We start from the raw sequence: 18,376 nt of genomic DNA on the forward strand, positions 1-18,376 counted from the left end.
TCACCGCCGCGCCTTGAAGAACTCCTTCAGCATCTGCGCCGCCTGCTGCTCGCCCACCGCCGAATAGACCTCCGGGGCGTGATGGCAGGTCGGCGCCGTGAAGAAGCGCACACCCGACTCGACCGCACCGCCCTTCGGATCGGCGGCCCCGTAATACAGCCGTCGGATGCGCGCGAAGGAGATCGCGCCAGCGCACATCGTGCACGGCTCGAGCGTGACGTAGAGGTCGCACTCGACCAGCCGCTCGCTGCCGACGACCTGGGCCGCCTGCCGCAGTGCCAGGATCTCGGCATGCGCGGTCGGGTCGCGGTCGGTCAAAGTGCGGTTGGCGGCGGTGGCGATGACCGCGTTGTCACGGACGACGACGCAGCCGATCGGCACCTCGCCGGAAATTGCGGCCGATTCGGCCGCTTTCAGCGCCAAATCCATGAAAGAAGGGCTGTTCATGGCTCGTCACGCCCGCCCAAGTCTGCTACTGGATCGCCCTTCAGCACAACCGGACCCCGATTTCCTGCGTGACATGCGCTGCTTCAGAAGCGCGCGGTTCACGCGTCGTCCTGCACCTCGAAGTGAGACCTTCATGCCCCGCACCACCGACAAAGACAACGATTCCCGCGGCCGCCGCGGCGGCGCCCCGCGGGGGCGGTCCGAGGGCGGCAAAGGACGCTCGGGCGCCGCACGTGGGCCGGAAAAGAAGTTCGCCAAGCGCGGCTTCGGCGACAAGGAAGCGGGTGGCCGGGGCAAGCGCTCCTTCGACGAGGGCCGCGCCCCGCGCCGCCGCGACGACGGCGATGCGCCGCGCAAATCCTTTGGCGACAAGCCGCGCTTCAACCGCGATGAGCGGCCGCGCGGCGATCGGCCCTATGCCGCTCGCCCGGCGCGGTCGGGCGATGGCGAGAAGCGCGCCTTCAAGCCGCGTGGCGACCGGCCGAAATTCGATCGCGACGAGCGGGGCGGCGAGAAGCGTCCCTATACGCCGCGCGCCGGTCGCGACGAGGCTCGTCCGGCGGGGCGATCGTCCGAGCGCAAGTTCGGCGAGCGCAAGCCCTACGCTCCGCGGGAGCGCGATGGTGAGAAACGCCCCTATACGCCACGCGGCGAGGGCGCGCGTGATCGCGGCGACCGGCCGCGCACCGAGCGCAGCTTCGGCGACCGTCCGCCGCGGACCGGCGATCGCCCTGAGCGCAAGTTTGGCGGAGAGCGCAAGTTCTCTCGCGGCGCTGAAGGCGATCGGGGCGAGCGCAAGTTCGGTGCCGGCGCGCGCGGGCCGCGCAAGGAGTTTGGCGACCGTCCCTCGCGCGGCGAGAGCAAGCCGTGGCAGAAGCGCGGCGCGGATGGCGATCGCCCGGAACGCAGCCCGCGTCCGCCGCGCGAAGGCGGCCGCAGCTTCGATCGCCCGCGCACCCAGCGCAGCAGCGAGGATCGTCCGAAATTCGACAGGCCCAAATTCGACAAGCCGAAGTTCGACCGCCCGCGGGATCGGGGCGAGGAGCGCAGCTTCGACCGGCCGCGCCGTCCCGAGGGGCGCACCGACTGGCAGGAGCATCCGCGCAGCGAACGCCGTGGCCGCGACGGCTTCTCCGAGCGGCCGCGCCGCGACAATGAAGACGACAGCAAGGTCTTCGCCAAGCGTCCGGCGTTCGGCGGCCGCGGCGCCTATCGCGAGCGCAAGCCCGAGACCGACAAGCGCAGCGCCCGCGTTGCCGCCGAGCCGGCCGCACCGAAGAAGGCCGGCGAGCGCATCGCCAAGGTGCTGGCCCGCGCCGGCCTCGCCTCGCGCCGCGACGCCGAGGAGATGGTCACGCAGGGCCGCGTGACGGTGAACGGCCGCGTCATCAACTCCCCCGCGCTCGATGTCACCGAGAATGACGTGATCCAGGTCGACGGCGCGCCGCTGCCGGAGCGCGAGCGCACGCGGCTGTTTCTGTATCACAAGCCGCGCGGGCTGATGACGACGCACAGCGACCCCGAGGGGCGGCCGACGGTGTTCGACAATCTGCCCGAGGGCCTGCCACGACTGATCTCGATCGGCCGACTCGACTTCAACACCGAAGGGCTCTTGCTGCTCACCAATGACGGCGGCCTCGCGCGCGTGCTGGAATTGCCGGACACCGGCTGGACGCGGCGCTATCGCGTCCGCGCCCATGGCGAGATCACACAGGCGCAGCTCGATCAGCTCGCCGCGGGCGTCGAGGTCGACGGCGTCAAATACGGCCCGATCGAAGCGACGCTCGAGCGCGACCAGGGCGCCAATGTCTGGCTCGTCGTCGCGATCCGCGAGGGCAAGAACCGCGAGGTGCGCAACGTGCTCGCGCATCTCGGCCTCGAGGTTAATCGCCTGATCCGCGTCTCCTACGGTCCGTTCCAGCTGCTGGAGCTGCCCGAGGGCGAGGTGCAGGAAGTCAAGACGCGGGTGCTGCGCGAGCAGCTCGGCGAGAAGGTGATTGCGCAGTCGGGTGCCGATCTCGGTCCTGCGGGCAAGGGCAATCGCGAGCCGTTGCCGGACCCGAAGCCCAAGCCGAAGCGCGAGGTCGTCGCCGACCGCAAGGGCCGCCGCGTGCTCGTCCAGCGTACCGGCAGCGAGGAAGCGCGCGAGCGCCACGAGGCCGAGGCGCGTTTCCCCGGTCCGCCGCGGCGGCCGAAGCGCGGCTATCACGGCAAGCGCGATATCACGCCGCAGGATGACGAGTAGGGTGTTGCGATGCGTGTCGTCGGTGGACGGCTGAAGGGCCGCAACATCGCTTCGCCTGCGTCGCGTGACATCCGGCCGACGCAGGACCGGCTGCGCGAGGCGCTGTTCAACATCCTCGTCCACGCCTACGAGGATCCGATCGAGGGCGCACGCGTGCTCGATTTGTTTGCCGGCACCGGCGCGCTCGGCATCGAGGCGACCTCGCGCGGCGCGGCGTTCACGCTGTTCGTCGACAACGGCGCCGAGGCAAGGGCGCTGCTGCGCAACAATGTCGAATCGCTCGGGCTCGGCGGCGTCACCAAGGTCTACCGCCGCGACGCCACCGATCTCGGACCGGTGCATCCGGTCGAGCCGTTCTCGCTGGTGTTCCTCGATCCGCCCTATGGCAAGGGCTTGGCCGAGAAGGCGCTGGCCTCGCTGCGCGACGGCGGCTGGCTCGTGCCATCGGCGCTGCTCGTGGTCGAGGAGTCCAAGGCTGCCGCGTTCAAGGCGCCCGAGGGGTTCGAAGAGCTCGAGCGCCGCGCTTACGACGACACGGAGTTCGTGTTCCTGCGCCGGTCCTGATCCTCGCTCGCTGTCGCCCCTGCGAACGCAGAGGCCCATAGCCACAGGATTGCGTTGGGAGGCTGGCTGCTCGTAACGTCGTTCATGTCCCTGACTGCTGCTGCGGCGTATGGGTCCCGGATCGGCGCCGCCGGACGGCGCTACGCGCCGCCGGTGGCTTGTCCGGGACGACACCGGATTTGTAGCTATCGTCGTGGCCTCAATCGTAGCCGCTATCTCCTCCCGAACAGCTTCTCCACATCCGCGAGCTTCAGCTCGACATAGGTCGGGCGGCCGTGATTGCACTGGCCCGAGTTCGGCGTGTCCTCCATCTCGCGGAGCAGCGCATTCATCTCTTCTGGCTTGAGGCGGCGGCCGGCGCGGACCGAGCCGTGGCAGGCCATGGTGGCTGCGACGTGCATCAGGCGGCGCTCCAGCGGCAGCGCCTCGCCCCATTCCTCCATGTGCTCGGCGAGGTCGCGCAGCAAGCCTGCGGCATTGATCTTGCCGAGCAGCGATGGCGTCTCGCGCACGGCGACGGCGCCGGGGCCGAAGGATTCGATGGCGAGGCCGAACGAGGCCAGCTCATCGGTGCGCGCGAGCAGTGACTCGACGGTGGCTTCGTCGAGCTCGACGATGTCCGGGATCAGCAGGATCTGCCGCTGCACGCCATGCGCCGCCAGCGAGGCCTTGAGCCGCTCATAGACGATGCGCTCATGCGCGGCGTGCTGGTCGACGATGACGAGGCCGTCGCGGGTCTGTGCAACGATGTAGGTGTCATGGATCTGGGTGCGCGCGGCGCCGAGCGGACGGTCGAGTAGGTCAGGCGTCGCCGGCTGCTCGTGCAGCCGAACGTCGGCGCGCGGGCCGCCGACGTCGAACGCCGCTTGAGAGGATTCCGCAAGCCCGAACGACCCGAGATCTGGTGAGGGCGCCGCCGCAGGGAAGGAGCCGCCGAAATGCGGCATCACCGGCGCCGACGGCGAGCGCTGCCAGTCCCAGTTCATCGGACCGACGTTGGGTCGCGGCGGCGCGAACGCCGGGCGGAATGCGGCGATGGTCGCGCCGCCGTCATTGGCCGCGGTGCGGCGGCCTTCGCGGGCGAGACCTTCCTTCAGCGCGTGGATGATCAGCGCGCGCACCAGGCCGGCATTGCGGAAGCGCACCTCAGTCTTGGCCGGATGCACGTTGGCGTCGACCTCGCGCGGATCGAGCGTCACAAACAGCGCCACCAACGGATGCCGGTCACGCGGCAGATAGTCGGCATAGGCGGCGCGCACCGCGCCGAGGATCAGCTTGTCGCGCACCGGGCGGCCATTGACGAACAGATACTGGCCGAGCGCATTGGCGCGCGTCAGCGCCGGCGCCGCGGCGAAACCTTCGACGACAACGTGATCGCGCTCGCTGCGCACCGCGATCGCATGGCTGCGGAAGTCGGCGCCGAGGATGTCGCCGAGCCGCGTCAATTGGCCCGGCGCGCCGGGCAGCGCGGCGGCCCAGGTCACCGGCGCGCGCTCCTCGCCGGCGAGGGTGAAGGCGATGTCGGGCCGCGCCATCGCCAGCCGCCGCACCACCTCGCGGATCGCCTCGGCCTCGGTGCGGTCGGTTTTGAGGAACTTCAGCCGTGCCGGCGTGGCGTGGAAGAGGTCGGCGACCTCGACGCGGGTGCCTTGGTTCAGCGCGGCCGGCACGATCGGGGACTTGTCGCCGCAATCGACTTGAAGCGCCCAGGCGTGCGGCTCGCTTTTGTGTCGCGTCGTGATCGACAGCCGCGCCACCGAGCCGATCGAGGGCAGCGCTTCGCCGCGGAACCCGAGCGTGCGGATCTGCAGCAGGTCCTCGTCGTCGAGCTTGGAGGTCGCGTGGCGCTCGACCGCGAGCGCGAGATCGGCCGCGGTCATGCCGCCACCGTCGTCGGTGATCGCGATCTTTCGCCGGCCGCCACCATCGGTGAAGATGTCGATGCGGCTGGCGCCGGCGTCGATCGCGTTTTCGACCAGCTCCTTGACGACGCTCGCGGGCCGCTCGACCACCTCGCCAGCGGCGATGCGGTTGACGATCTGTTCGGGGAGCTGGCGGACGGGCATGGTGCGAACGAACTTGAAAGCTGGCTGGCTTGGATCTTGAAGGCGCGCGGCGCTGCGGCGGCCACGCTGCAAATGTGGGACGAGAATAGCTTTTTTCATGCGCTGCGGCAGAGAAAAGCAACCTTCTCCAACGGGATTGTGAGGCGGGCGGGGCCAGTATATCGTTTCGCAAAAATAACGATCAGCCGGAGGAAGACCATGTGCCATCTGTTCGCACACCAGCCTCAGCGCGATTATGCGTCGCAGACCCGTAGTTTGCGGATCGGCGGCCATAGCACGTCGATCCGGCTCGAAATGGCGTTCTGGGACACGCTCGAGGAGATCGCCGCCAAGGAAGGCATGAGCCTCGCGAAATTCGTGACCACGCTGTACGCTGAGGTGCTCGATCATCACGGTGAGGTGAGGAATTTTGCGTCGCTGCTGCGCTGCTCCTGCCTGATCTATCGGGCGAAGGCGACCGCCGCGGTGCCGGATTTTCGCGCGCCGGCGGCGATCATGGACGCGGCGGAGTAGCCACGCGTCTGCTGTCTCGTCTCCCTCCCCCGCCTGCGGGGGAGGGCGGGGGTGGGGGCGCCACACGGGCAGTCTTTCCTGCGCGCGCTTCATGGGCAGTCTTTGTGGAGCGTTCCCCCACCCGCATCGCATCTTCGATGCGATGCGACCTCCCCCGCAAGCGGGGGAGGCGCTGACTGCATTCGCGGCGGGTGAGGTGCGCACCCATCACGCGTTGCTAATCAGATCTCCTTCTTCTGCATCGCTCCGGCGATGTAGTCGGCCTGGCGGATCGCCAGCGCCACGATGGTCAGCGTCGGATTGCACGCCGCACCGGTCGTGAACTGACTGCCGTCCGACACGAACAGGTTCTTGATGTCGTGGGTCTGGCCGAACTTGTTGACGACGCCGTCCTTGGCCTTCTCGCTCATCCGGTTGGTGCCGAGATTGTGCGTCGAGGGATAGGGCGTGGTCGGGTAGGTCACGGTGGCGCCGACCGCTTCGTAGATCGCCGAGCCCTGCTTGTAGGCGTGGGCGCGCATCGCGACGTCGTTGGGGTGGTCGTCGAAATGCACCGAGGCCACGGGCATGCCGAACTTGTCCTTGGCGACCGGATCGAGCGTGATGCGGTTGGTCTCCTGCGGCATGTCCTCGCCGACCAGCCACATGCCGGCCATGCGCGGATAGGTCTCCATCGCCGCGGTGAAGCTGCGGCCCCAGGCGCCGGGGTTGAGGAACGCCGCCATGAACGGCAGGCCGAGCGACAGCGTCTCCATCTCATAGCCGCCGACGAAGCCGCGCTTCGGATTGAACGCCGCCTCGTCGCGCACGATGCCGGCCATCGTGGTGCCGCGATACATGTGCACCGGGTTTTCGAACGTCGCATAGACGCTGCCGGTCATGTGCCGCATGTAGTTGCGCCCGACCTGGCCGGAGGAGTTGGCGAGGCCGTCCGGGAACATGTTCGAGGCGCTGTTGAGCAGGAGGCGCGGGCTCTCGATCGAGTTGCCGGCGACCGCGACGATGCGGGCCTTCTGCAGCTGCATCTTGCCCTGGCTGTCGGCATAGACCACGCCGGTCACCTTGCCGGAGGCGTCATGCTCGATCTTGATCGCCATGCTGCCGGATCGCACTTCGAGATTGCCGGTGGCCTCGCCCTTCGGAATCTCCGTGTAGAGCGTCGACCATTTCGCACCGGACTTGCAGCCCTGGAAGCAGAAGCCGATCTGCTGGCACGAGCCGCGGCCGTCGCGCGGCTGCGAGTTGATCGCCATGTTGCCGGTGTGCACGGTCTTGTAGCCGAGCTTGCGGGCGCCGGCTTCGAGCACCTTGAAATTGTTGTTGCCGGGCAGGCCGGGAATGTCGTTGGTGCGGGTCACGCCCATCTTGAACTCGGCCTTGGCGTACCACGGCTCCATCTCGGCGAGCGTCACCGGCCAGTCCATGAGGCTCGAGCCGGGCACGCCGCCATAGGTGGTGCGGGCCTTGAACTCGTGCTCGTCGAAGCGCAGCGAGGCGCCGGCCCAGTGCACGGTTGAGCCGCCGACCGCCTTGACAATCCAGGCCGGCAAATTGGCGAAGTCCTTGGCGACACGCCAAGTGCCCGAGGTCGTGCGCATGTCGGTCCAGGCGAGCTGGGTGAAGCTCTCCCATTCGTCATTGATGAAGTCCGGAATCTCGTAGCGATTGCCGGCCTCCAGTATGACGACCTTGATGCCCTTCTGGGCGAGCTCGTTCCCGAGCGTGCCGCCGCCGGCCCCCGAGCCGACGATGACGACGACGCTCGAATCGTTCTGGTCGAATTTTGCCATGGTGGTGTCCTCCGTGTTCTCTTCGTTGTTCGCCGGCGTCAGGCTTTCGGCAGCCAGTCGATGTCGGAGAAGCCACGGTTGATGTAGCCGCCATGCTCGGCGGAGGAGCCCTCGTAGCCGAACTTTGGCCAGAGCTCTTTCTGATTGTAGAGCGACACCACGAGGTCGCCGCGCAGGGTCTTGAAGAACGTGGTCTGCTCGATGCCCTGGAGCAGCGCGACGCGGTCGGCCTCCCACGGCACCTGCGCATAGGGCACCTTGTGGCGATCCTTCGCGTCCTGATCGAGCCGGGCGACGCCGTCATTGATCATCGCCTTGACCGCGGCATCTTCCGCCGCCTTGCCGTCCCACGGCTTGACCGCGGTGATGTAGTAGCGGTCGGCGAGGAAGTCGTGCGGGTAGATGTCGCGCGCGACCTTCACCAGCGTCTTCAGCGTCGCCGGCGTCAGCGCCTTGGCATCCTCGGCCCAGGCATCGGTGATCCCGAGGCCGGTCGCGGAAGCCACGGCCGCGGCCGGCACGGTCGAGGCCGCGCCCTTGAGAAAGACGCGGCGGTCGTATTTGTTGCGGCGATCGACTTCTCTCATGGGTATCCTCCGTGGGGTTTTTGTTGGGTGTATTTTCGTGGTCGGCGGCTCAGCCGAAGCGGCCGCCGCGCTGGATCACCTCGATCTTGTAGCCGTCGGGATCGGTGACGAAGAAGAAGCGCGCGAGTGTCGCGCCATTGTGCTTGAAATCGCGCAACGGGCCTGGCGCCAGGTTCTCGCGCTCGAAGCGGGCGTGCTCGGCGTCGAGATCGTCGACGACGACAGCGAGATGGCCGTAGCCGTCGCCGAGCGTGTACGGCTCCTTGCGATCGTAGTTCACGGTCAGCTCGACCTCGAAGGGCGACGACGGATGGCGCAGATAGATCAGCGCGAAGCCGTCGAAGCGGAGGTTGTCGGCGATCTCCAGCCCGAAGGCGCGCTTGTAGAAGTCGAGCGCTTTCGCTTCGTCGAAGACGCGGATCATGGAGTGTACGGGCTTGGCCATCTCAATTGTCCTTCAAATAGTTGATGATCGTGGCGCGCACGTCGGGCTTGGCCTGGCGATAGGCCATCACGGCGCCGGGGATCAGCTCTTGCGGATTGGTCAGCCAGGCGTCGAGCTTGGCCTCGTCCCAGGTGAAATCGGCCTTGGCGAAGCCGGCCGAATAGCGGAAACCTTCGATCGAGCCGGCGCGGCGGCCGACGATCTTCGACAGCGGCGGCCCCTGCCGCATCGGCTCAGCGCTGCTCAGCGTATGGCAGACGCCGCATTGCTGCTTGAACAGGGTGGCGCCGTCGACGGGCTTCGGTGCGGGCAGCGCCATCTGCGCCGACGCGATCGTGGTGCTCAGCACCGCGCCAATGAATGCCCCGCACAGAAGAAGCGCATCTTGCGCCGCACGCCGTCCCGCCATCGTTCCTCGCTCGCAATTTTTCCGGAGCGTAGGTCGCAGGTGGCGCGCCGTGGTAGTAGCCGGCTGTTTCAGCGGGAACAAAGCGTGCGCAGCAGTCGTGCGCGCCGCAGGAATGTCAGCGTTACGGACTAATCGTCGAAACGGCGCGCACCGCGCCCCGCCTTGACGTCGCTGCGGAGCTTCTTGCCCTCGAGCCGGCGCTGCTTGGAGCCGAAGGTCGGCTTGGTCGGGCGCCGCACCTTCGGCCGCACCATCGCTTCGCGGAGCAGCGTGACCAGCCGCTCGATCGCATCGGCCTTGTTGCGCTCCTGGGTGCGGAAGCGCTCGGCCTGGATCACGATGACGCCGTTCTTGGTCATGCGCTGGCCGGCCAGCCGCGCCAGCCGTGCCGCGGCATCCTCCGGCAACGTGATGCGGCTGGTGTCGAAGCGCAGTTGCGCCGACGTCGACAGCTTGTTGACGTTCTGGCCGCCAGGGCCGGAGGCGCGGACGAACGAGATCTCGATGTCGTTCTCGTCGATGGCAAGGTCGCGGGAAATCCGCAGCATGGAGCACCAGGGGGAATCGAGGCTTTCGCGTGCACCATAGCGGTTTTAGGGGCGGCGTGCGCGGGTTCGCGTCGATGGCACCGTTGACCCGGGACAGTCATCACAATCTCCGCTGTCATCCCGGCGAACGCCGGGATCCATACCCCAGGGAGCAGTTTGGGGCAGGCGGGTCATTGACATCTCGTCCCCATCATTTCGGCTGCGGCGTATGGGTCCCGGATCTGCGCGCGCCTTGCGCGCTTGTCCGGGACGACAGCGGTTGGTGTGGCGGACTTCACGGTTCAAACAGCGGGACGATCAGCTAGGACACGGCTTCGCGCTCTCGCGGCATGCCTGCCCGAGGCTTGCATCGTCGTGGCCCTCGCTGAGAATGCAGAGGGCGCGGGGAATGCCGGGCGCTGGCCGCACCCATGGCCCGCCTGCGAAAAAAATGCAGGCGGCAGGTACCACAGGTTCAGCCGAGGCATCCCGGCATTCCCCGCGCGACGGTCTTCACGCTTATACGCGCTCTCCTCGGTGCACCGGGCTTGTTGGCCACCGTCGCCCGCCGGATCATCATCACCGGCGAGCTTGGCATCAGCGTCGGGATGCCAGGACCACGCGACTTCACGTCCGCGACAGATCGTTCGTCCGCGCCTTCGCTCAGAAGACGCTGCGATCTCTCGCGGCCATCGCATCCCCGCCTCGCGTGTCGTGACGATCGCGATGCGCCCCTCTGCGGTGAGGCGGGATAAGGAGAGTTGATCATGAATTCGGAAAAATAGCAAGATAATTATTCGTATGTGACGTCGGTGTGTTGGCCCCGCTGTCGTCCCGGGCAAGCCGTCGGCGCCGCGAAGCGGCGTCGATGGCGCCGACCCGGGACCCATACGCCGCAGCAGATGTGAGGCGCGAGATGCCCAAAACCAGCCTGCCCCAAACACCTCCCTGGGGGTATGGGTCCCGGCTCAAGGCCGGGACGACACCATTTTTGTCGATGCCGCGGTGGGAAGCCACGAGCAGCCGTCATGGCCGGGCTTGTGCAGCCTGCGCGGCTGAAGTCGCTTTGGAGTGGCGAAGGCTCGGCCATCCACCTGCGTCAATTGCCCCAAAACGTGGATGCCCGGGACAAGCCCGGGCATGACGTCGCCATTGATAGTTATTCTGCGTCGTTGAAGGCGAGCGCGCCTTCGCAAGCTCAGTTCGTCTTCGTCACCGGAGCCGTGACTGGGGCTTGCGCCGGTTCGGCGGCCGCCTGCGGCGTGCGGCCGACGACGGCGGTCAGCAGGCCCTGGCTCCAGAGCTGCTTGGCCGCCTTCTTGGCGTCATCGAGCGTCACCGCATTCACGATCTCGCTGCGCTTCTCGATGTAGTCGATCGGCATCTTGTCGAGCTGGTATTGCAGCATCGCCTGCGCCAGCTTGGAGGAGGTGTCGAGCGCGAGCATCTGCGAGCCGTTGATGTAGGACTTGGCCTCGTCGAGCTCCTGCTGGGTCGGGCCTTCCTCCGCCATGCGGCGGATCTCCTGCTCGACGGCCGCGATGGTCTCGCCGGCGCGGTCAAAGCGGGTGGCGGTGTTGCCGATGAACAGCGCCGAATGATCCATCCACAGCAGCGCGTCGTAGACGGAGTAGGCGAGGCCGCGCTTCTCGCGCACCTCCTTGTAGAGCCGCGACGACAGGCCGCCGCCGCCGAGGATGTGGTTGACCACATAGGCCGCCATGAAGTTCGGGTCGTGGCGGCGGATGCCGGGACCGCCGAAGGTAATCACCGTCTGCGGCACGTCGAGCGGCACCAGCGCGCGCTGCGGCGGCCTGGTGGCGACGACGTCGGGCACCGGCGTCAGCTGAGCCTTGGCCGGCAGGCTGCCAAACGTCTGGTCGAGCAGCTTGCCGAGCGTGACCGGGTCGACGTCGCCGACCACCGCGACCTTCAGCGTGTCCTTGGCGAGCACGCGGCCGACATAGGCCTTGAGATCGTCGACGGTGATCGTCGGCACGCTGTCCAGCGTGCCGTTGGCCGGACGGCCGTAGGGGTGGTTGGGGAAGGCAAGCTCGAGGAACTTGCGGCCCGCCAGCGAGCTCGGATTGGTGGTCTCGCGGCGCAGGCCGGAGATCACCTGCGAGCGGATGCGCTCGACGTCGGCGCTGTCGAAATGCGGCGAGGTCAGCGCTGTCCGCAGCAGCTCGAACGCCTCGTCCTTGTTGTCGCGCAGCATGCGCAGCGAGCCGCGGAATTGATCGCGCGAGATCTGGAAGGAGAGCTCGATGGCGCGGCGGTCGAGCCGCTCGTGGAAGGTCTTGGAGTCGAGATCGCCGGAGCCTTCGTCGAGCAGGTCGGCCACGAGATTGCCGACGCCGGGCTTGCCGACGGGGTCCTGCGAGGCGCCGCCCTGGAACGCATATTCCATCGCGATCAGCGGCACGGTGGCGTCCTGCACGAACCAGGCTTCGATGCCGCCGGGCGACACCAGGTGCTGGATCTTGGTCGCCGCATGGGCGGCAGGAGCGATCGTGAGCGCGGCGGCGCCGACGGCGAGCGCGCAGGCGAAGCGGCGGGCGAAGGTCATTGTGTTCATCACGACCGCTTCTCCTCGCGCTTGGCCGCATTGTCCTTGATCAGATAGCCGGTGACCGAGCGCTTCTTCTGCAGCCAGGTCTGCGCGGCGGCGCGGACCTGCTCGGCGGTCACGGCCCGGATGCGGTCGGGCCAGCTCCTGATGTCCTCGATGCTGAGACCTGTGGTGAGGCCGCCGCCATACCAGCGCGCCATGGTCGCCTGGTTGTCATTGGCGTAGATCGCCTCGGCGATGAGTTGCGTCTTGACGCGTTCGAGGTCCTCGGCACGCACCGGGTTCTGTGCGATCTCGGCGATGACGCTGTCGACGACAGCCTCGACCTGGGCGAAATCGACGCCCGGACGCGGCGCGACCGCGATCGAGAACTGGCTCGGATCGAGCGACGTGCCCTGATAGGACGCGCTGGCATTGACCGCGAGCGGCTTGTCGACGACGAGCGCACGGTAGAGATAGGAGTTGCTGCCGCTGCCCATCAGTTGCGCCAGCACGTCCAGTGCGGCCGACTGGCCGGGGGCAGCCGTGGTGGCCGAGGGCACCAGATAGAAGCGGCGCATCGACGGCTGCTCGACATGCGGGTCGGCCAGTGTGACCGTGCGCGGCGCCACCGGCTCGGGCTCCTGCGGCCGCAACCGGCGCGCGGGGATGTCGGGTTGCGCGGGAATCTTGGCGAAGGTCTGCTCCACGAGCGGGCGCACTTCCTTGGCGTCGGTGTCGCCGGCGATCACCAGGATCGCGTTGTTGGGCGCGTAGAAGCGGCGATAGAACGCCAGCGCATCCTCACGGCTGAGCTTCTCGATCTCCGGCCGCCAGCCGATCACCGGCCGGCCATAGGGGTGGTTGACGTACAGCGCCGCCATGATCTGCTCGTTGAGGCGCGCTTCCGGCGAGTTGGCGACGCGCATGTTGTACTCTTCGAGCACCACGTCGCGCTCGGGCAGCACGTTCTCGTCCTTCAGCACGAGGCCGGTCATGCGGTCGGCCTCGAACTCCATCATCTTCGGCAATTGATCGCGCGGCACGCGCTGGAAGTAGCCGGTGTAGTCGACCGAGGTGAAGGCGTTCTCATTGCCGCCGATCTTCAGGACGGTCTTGGAGAACTCGCCGGCCGGATGCTTCTCGGTGCCCTTGAACATCAGATGTTCGAGGAAGTGCGCCAGGCCCGACTTGCCGGGCGTCTCGTCGGCGGAGCCGACCTTGTACCAGATCATCTGCGTCACGACCGGCGTGCGGTGATCCTGGATGACGACGACCTGCAGGCCGTTGGGCAGGGTGAAGCTGGTGGGGGGCTCGGAGGCGAACGTCGTTTGCGCCGAAGCGCCGGCCGTGAACGCGATGAGGGAGACGAGCGCGGCGGCGACGGATTTGAACCGGTGCGAGGACATCATGATCCTTCTGGAGGCCCGCAGGGAGGGGCGATCGGGTTTGAGCGCAGCATGCTACATCGCGCCGGACGGCGCCCGACGTCACAAAACGGCGACATCGTGCCGCCGCGAGACATTAAATTTCGCTAACGCCAGCGAAGCCGGCATCTCCGGGCGAACGGGGCGGTGCCGCCGTCACCGTTCCTTGCCGGTCATGATGTCCATCTGCTTGCCGCCGATCGGCTCCTGCTTGCCGGTGCCGTAGGCATAGCTCGGCGACGGCGTCTGATAGCCGGGCGGCGGCTGGGTCAGGCTCTCACGCTGCGGCTCGCTGGTGAACGGCTTGGTCTCGCTGTCGCTGCCCTTGAACATGCCGAACAGGCCGCCTTTGAAGCCCAGCTGTGAGGGGCTCATCATCGGGTTGTTGGCGACGCCGGGCTGAATCGGCTCAGTCGACTTGGCGGCGGCCGTCCGCCCCATCTTCATCTCGGCCGGGGTCAGCGGGCGGGCCGCATTGACCGGATCCTTGTTTTCCTTCTTGCGCGCGGCGGCCGCGGCACGGCGTTGCTGCTCGTCGGGGTCCTTCGGCCAGTTCGGCGCGGTCGCCTGCGCCGCGGCGGCCGGCGGCGGCAGATCGAGCTTGGGCGGCACCACCAGCGGCGACCGCTCGCGGTATTCGATGGAGGGCGTCTCCATGTTGGTGCCGCCGAGGCCGCGCATCAGATTATCGATGATCTTCTCTTCGAAGGTCTTGTCGTCTTCCTCGTCGTCCTGGGCACGGGCGGCGCCGGCGGCCATGACGAGGCCGATGCCGAGCGCGACGGCGGACAGCCGCAGGGCGCGAATGGCCGCGTGGGTCACGATCCGGCCGCTGACTTCGGTCTTGCGCATGGCTTTTCCCGTCCTCGCTTGTGCAGTGCTCGGGCTCCGACGAACCGGCCGCGAATCCACCGATTTGGACGCTCGCCGCAGGCGGCTGGTCCGGTCACCGCGCCAGTCCCGAAAACGTGAAGAACCTCAGGCTCTTGGCTCCGGGACAGCACCGGCCGGTATCGACCCCGATCAGGGCGCTTTTGCGGCATGAGCCCCGAAGAAGGAGTCATACAGCAGGCCCGCCACCCCGGCAACGATGGCCACGTCGGCCATGTTGAAGATGTACCAGTTGTAGACCGTGCCGCCGATCTGGATGTGGAACAGCGCGAAATCGACCACCGCGCCATAGGCCAGCCGGTCGATGCCGTTGCCGATGGCGCCGCCGATGATCAGGCCGAGCGCCGCCGTCGCCAGCTTGCTTTCCGCACGCGCCATCCAGATGCCGAGGGCGACCACCGCGACGGCCTTCACCGCCATCAGCCCATATTGCGCCAGCGCGCTCTCGCTCTGCAGCCAGCCGAAGCTGATGCCGATGTTCCAGGCGAGGTAGAGGTCGAAGAACGGGGTGATCCTGACGGTGCCGCGGTTGGGCAGGTCGAACACGTACAGCAGCCACAGCTTGGAGGCCTGGTCGATGACCAGGGTGGCGAAGCCGGCGATGAGGCCGAGACGGAGGCGAGGGGTCATTGCAAGCCGGTGAGTTGACCACCAAGCCGGCCGCAAACACAGCTGTCGTCCCGGCGAACGCCGGGACCCATACCGCGGACGGCCGATTGGTGAAAAGGACTCGGAGTCATCAGTCTTTGCCTACCAAGACGGCCGGTGGTCATGGGTCCCCGCGTGCGCGGGGACGACGGCGGAGTGTGACGCGCGATCGCGCATCACACGCCCACCCCCAGCGCCTTCCATTCGCGCAGCGCCTGCGCGTCGCGCGGGGACACGTCGGGATAGTCCTTGTCGTCGCCGACGCTCTCCAGGATCTTCCAGGAGCGGGCGCACTTCTTGCCCACGGCCTTCTCGACGACCACCGCCACGCCCGGCACCGCATCGAGCCGGAACGCATCGGCCGGCGCGTCGCCCTCGCGGACCTCGTAGTTCGAGGTGATGCAGACCTCGGCCAGATCCGTATCGAACAAGGTGCCGAGCAGCGCGCGGTCGGCGACGTAGATGATCGGCGAGGCCTCGAGCGAGGAGCCGATGGTCTTGGCGGCGCGGGCGAGCTCCAGCGCGCCGGTGACGACGCGCCTGACGTTGCGGATGGTCTCCCACTTCGTCGCGAGCGCGTCGTCGCGATAGCCGTCCATCGCCTCCGGGAACAGCGTCAGATGCACCGACGGCTCGGCGTCCGGCCTGTACATCCGCCACGCCTCGTCGGTGGTGAAGGACAGCACCGGCGCCAGCCATTTCAGGACGGCATCGCAGATCAGGTCGATCGCGGTCAGCGCCGCCTTGCGCGCCACCGACGACGGCGGATCGCAATACAGCGTGTCCTTGCGGATGTCGAAATAGAACGCCGACAGCTCGGTGTTCATGAACGCTGCCAGGCTCGCGATCACGGTCTTGTAGTCGAACGCGGCATAGGCGCGGGTGATGGTCTCGGCCTGCTGCGAGAGCTGATGCAGCATCAGCCGCTCCAGCTCCGGCATGTCCGCGAACGCGACCGCATCGCCGCGCTTGTAGTGGTGCAGGGTGCCGAGCATCCAGCGGATGCTGTTGCGCAGCTTGCGGTAGGTCTCGATGGTGTTCTTGAGGATCTCCGGGCCGATGCGCTGGTCGTCGGCATAGTCTGTCGCGCAGACCCAGAGGCGCAGGATGTCGGCGCCGGAGTCCTTGATCACCTTCTGCGGCTCGACGGTGTTGCCGAGCGACTTCGACATCTTGCGGCCATTCTCGTCGAGCGTGAAGCCGTGCGTCAGCACCACGTCATACGGCGCGCGGCCGCGGGTGCCGCAGCTTTCCAGGAGCGACGAGTGGAACCAGCCGCGATGCTGGTCGGAGCCTTCCAGGTACATCACGGTGTCCCGGCCGCCGTCGACTTTGCGCTTGATGCCGGCGAGGCCGGGGAAGTGCACGGGGTCTTCGAGCACGAAGGCATGGGTCGAGCCGGAGTCGAACCAGACGTCGCAGATGTCGTCGACCTTCTTCCAGTCCTCGTTGGCGCGGGACCCGAGGAAGCGCTCGCGCGCGCCGTCGGCGTACCAGGCATCGGCGCCCTCCTTGGCGAAGGCGTCCGTGATGCGGGTGTTGACGGTCTCGTCCTGCAGGATCTCGGCGGATCCGTCGCCGGTCTCGCGCACGAACACCGCGATCGGCACGCCCCAGGCGCGCTGGCGCGAGATCACCCAGTCCGGACGGTTGGCGATCATGCCGTTGATGCGGTTCTGGCCGGCGGCCGGCACCCACTGCGTGACCGAGATCGCGCGCAGCGCGCGGGCGCGCAAGGTGTCGCCGGACTTCGCCTTGCCATCATCGGCGATGTCCTTGTCCATCGCGATGAACCATTGCGGCGTGTTGCGGAAGATCACCGGCTTCTTCGAGCGCCAGGAATGCGGGTACTGATGTTTGAGCCGGCCGCGCGCGAGCAGCATGCCCGCCTCGGTCAGCGCCTTGATGACGGCCTCGTTGGCGTCGCCCTTCTCGCCCTTGTCGTTGATGACGCGCTTGCCGGTGAAGCCCGGGGCGTGATCGGTCAGCGCGCCGTTCTCGTCGACGGTGTAGGGGATCGTGGTCGCGATACCGCGGCCGTCGAGCTCGCGCGCATTGGCCATCCAGACGTCGAAGTCCTCGCGGCCGTGGCCGGGCGCGGTGTGCACGAAGCCGGTGCCGGTGTCGTCGGTGACGTGCTCACCCGAGAGCAGCGGCACGACGAAATTGTAGCCGCCGGCGAGGCCCTTGAGGGGATGCGCGCATTCGACGGCGTCGAGCGTGTCGCCGGGGATGTCGCGCAGCTTGGTGTAGGACGTGACGCGCGCCTGCTTGAACACGCTCTCGGCGAGCGCGTCGGCCAGGATCAGCTTGTCGCCGGTCTTCGCCCAATTGTCCGCCGGCGCATCGGTGACCTCATAGAGGCCGTAGGCGATCTTCGGCGAGAACGAGATGGCGCGGTTGCCGGGCAGCGTCCAGGGCGTGGTGGTCCAGATCACGACCGAGGCGCCGGCGAGCGCGCCGTGGGCCGGCGAGGTCACCGGAAACTTCACCCACACCGTGTCGGACTGATAGTCCTCGTACTCGACCTCGGCCTCGGCGAGCGCGGTCTTCTCGACCACGCTCCACATCACGGGCTTGGAGCCGCGATACAGCGTACCGTTGGCGGCGAACTTCATCAGCTCGCGGGCGATCTGCGCCTCCGCCGGATAGGTCATGGTGGCGTAGGGATGATCCCAGTCGCCGATCACGCCGAGACGCTTGAACTCCTCGCGCTGCACGTTGAGCCAGTGATCGGCGTAGGCGCGGCACTCCCGGCGGAATGCAACCATGGCGGCGGAGTCGCGGAAGTCGGGCTTGGTCTTGCCCTTCTTGCGGTAGTTCTCCTCCTCGATCTTCCACTCGATCGGCAGGCCGTGGCAGTCCCAGCCGGGCACGTAGTTGGAGTCGTGGCCGAGCATCTGCTGGCTCTTGGTCACGACGTCCTTGAGGATCTTGTTCAGCGCGTGCCCGATGTGGATGTTGCCGTTGGCATAGGGCGGGCCGTCGTGCAGGACGAATTTCGGCCTGTTCCTGGCGGTCTCGCGCAGCTTGCCGTAGAGGTCGATGTCGTTCCAGTACTTCAGGATCTCCGGCTCGCGCTGCGGCAGGCCGGCGCGCATCGGGAATTCCGTCTGCGGCAGATACAGGGTCTTGGAATAGTCCTTGGCGTCGGATTTTTGGGCGTCGGGCTTTTGCGGCTTTTCGGACATCGTGATCTGGCTGGCTGAGCTTCAAGAGGGCGCTGAGACGCGATTTCGATCGCGGGCGGCGGAACGAGCAGAGAC

Annotated in this window: 15 protein-coding genes; 3 read left to right on the plus strand and 12 right to left on the minus strand. The window is 67.4% G+C overall.

Features of this window, described 5'->3' with window-relative positions:
- The gene (locus QW845_RS12770) at positions 1–447 is read right to left on the minus strand and encodes a nucleoside deaminase (RefSeq protein ID WP_315801931.1); all 447 of its coding nucleotides are present in this window, start codon (positions 445–447) and stop codon (positions 1–3) included.
- Positions 448–580: 133 nt separating this feature from the next.
- On the opposite strand from QW845_RS12770, the gene QW845_RS12775 reads away from it, so the two are divergent.
- Positions 581–2,692: a pseudouridine synthase gene (locus tag QW845_RS12775; RefSeq protein ID WP_315801932.1), complete on the plus strand. Its 2,112-nt coding sequence runs from the start codon at positions 581–583 to the stop codon at positions 2,690–2,692.
- Positions 2,693–2,701: 9 nt separating this feature from the next.
- Complete coding sequence (gene rsmD / locus QW845_RS12780; protein WP_315801933.1) at positions 2,702–3,256, plus strand: 16S rRNA (guanine(966)-N(2))-methyltransferase RsmD; 555 nt, start codon at positions 2,702–2,704, stop codon at positions 3,254–3,256.
- A gap of 212 nt (positions 3,257–3,468) precedes the next feature.
- Here the strand turns inward: rsmD and mutL are convergent, their stop codons facing one another.
- The gene (gene mutL / locus QW845_RS12785; protein WP_315801934.1) at positions 3,469–5,322 is read right to left on the minus strand and encodes a DNA mismatch repair endonuclease MutL; all 1,854 of its coding nucleotides are present in this window, start codon (positions 5,320–5,322) and stop codon (positions 3,469–3,471) included.
- Positions 5,323–5,520: 198 nt separating this feature from the next.
- On the opposite strand from mutL, the gene QW845_RS12790 reads away from it, so the two are divergent.
- A complete protein-coding gene (locus QW845_RS12790) occupies positions 5,521–5,835 on the plus strand; it encodes a ribbon-helix-helix domain-containing protein (RefSeq protein ID WP_315802167.1) in 315 nt (104 codons plus the stop codon).
- A 221-nt stretch (positions 5,836–6,056) separates the two neighbouring features.
- Here QW845_RS12790 and QW845_RS12795 read toward each other — a convergent pair whose 3' ends face one another.
- The 10 genes from QW845_RS12795 to ileS all read right to left on the minus strand — a co-directional run bounded on the left by QW845_RS12795 (position 6,057) and on the right by ileS (position 18,301).
- Complete coding sequence (locus tag QW845_RS12795) at positions 6,057–7,625, minus strand: GMC family oxidoreductase (RefSeq protein WP_315801935.1); 1,569 nt, start codon at positions 7,623–7,625, stop codon at positions 6,057–6,059.
- 38 nt (positions 7,626–7,663) lie between these two features.
- Complete coding sequence (locus QW845_RS12800) at positions 7,664–8,212, minus strand: gluconate 2-dehydrogenase subunit 3 family protein (RefSeq protein ID WP_315801936.1); 549 nt, start codon at positions 8,210–8,212, stop codon at positions 7,664–7,666.
- Positions 8,213–8,261: 49 nt separating this feature from the next.
- Positions 8,262–8,657, minus strand: coding sequence for a VOC family protein (locus tag QW845_RS12805; RefSeq protein WP_315801937.1), 396 nt, complete (start codon positions 8,655–8,657; stop codon positions 8,262–8,264).
- A gap of 1 nt (position 8,658) precedes the next feature.
- Positions 8,659–8,976, minus strand: coding sequence for a c-type cytochrome (locus QW845_RS12810; protein ID WP_315802168.1), 318 nt, complete (start codon positions 8,974–8,976; stop codon positions 8,659–8,661).
- Positions 8,977–9,194: 218 nt separating this feature from the next.
- Complete coding sequence (gene arfB, locus QW845_RS12815) at positions 9,195–9,614, minus strand: alternative ribosome rescue aminoacyl-tRNA hydrolase ArfB (protein ID WP_006610408.1); 420 nt, start codon at positions 9,612–9,614, stop codon at positions 9,195–9,197.
- A 1,177-nt stretch (positions 9,615–10,791) separates the two neighbouring features.
- Positions 10,792–12,171, minus strand: coding sequence for a pitrilysin family protein (locus QW845_RS12820; protein ID WP_315801938.1), 1,380 nt, complete (start codon positions 12,169–12,171; stop codon positions 10,792–10,794).
- On the minus strand, positions 12,171–13,556 hold the full coding sequence (locus QW845_RS12825; protein WP_315801939.1) for a pitrilysin family protein: 1,386 nt from the start codon (positions 13,554–13,556) through the stop codon (positions 12,171–12,173). Before QW845_RS12825 ends, QW845_RS12820 begins: the two co-directional genes overlap by 1 nt.
- A 171-nt stretch (positions 13,557–13,727) precedes the next feature.
- Positions 13,728–14,423, minus strand: coding sequence for a hypothetical protein (locus QW845_RS12830; RefSeq protein WP_315801940.1), 696 nt, complete (start codon positions 14,421–14,423; stop codon positions 13,728–13,730).
- Positions 14,424–14,594: 171 nt separating this feature from the next.
- Entirely contained in the window at positions 14,595–15,092 is a 498-nt protein-coding gene (lspA, locus tag QW845_RS12835; RefSeq protein WP_315801941.1) for a signal peptidase II, read from the minus strand.
- A gap of 194 nt (positions 15,093–15,286) precedes the next feature.
- The gene (ileS, locus tag QW845_RS12840) at positions 15,287–18,301 is read right to left on the minus strand and encodes an isoleucine--tRNA ligase (RefSeq protein ID WP_315801942.1); all 3,015 of its coding nucleotides are present in this window, start codon (positions 18,299–18,301) and stop codon (positions 15,287–15,289) included.
- Positions 18,302–18,376 lie beyond the last annotated feature (75 nt).

The sequence above is a fragment of the Bradyrhizobium sp. SZCCHNS3002 genome (assembly GCF_032377435.1).
Lineage (GTDB): Bacteria > Pseudomonadota > Alphaproteobacteria > Rhizobiales > Xanthobacteraceae > Bradyrhizobium.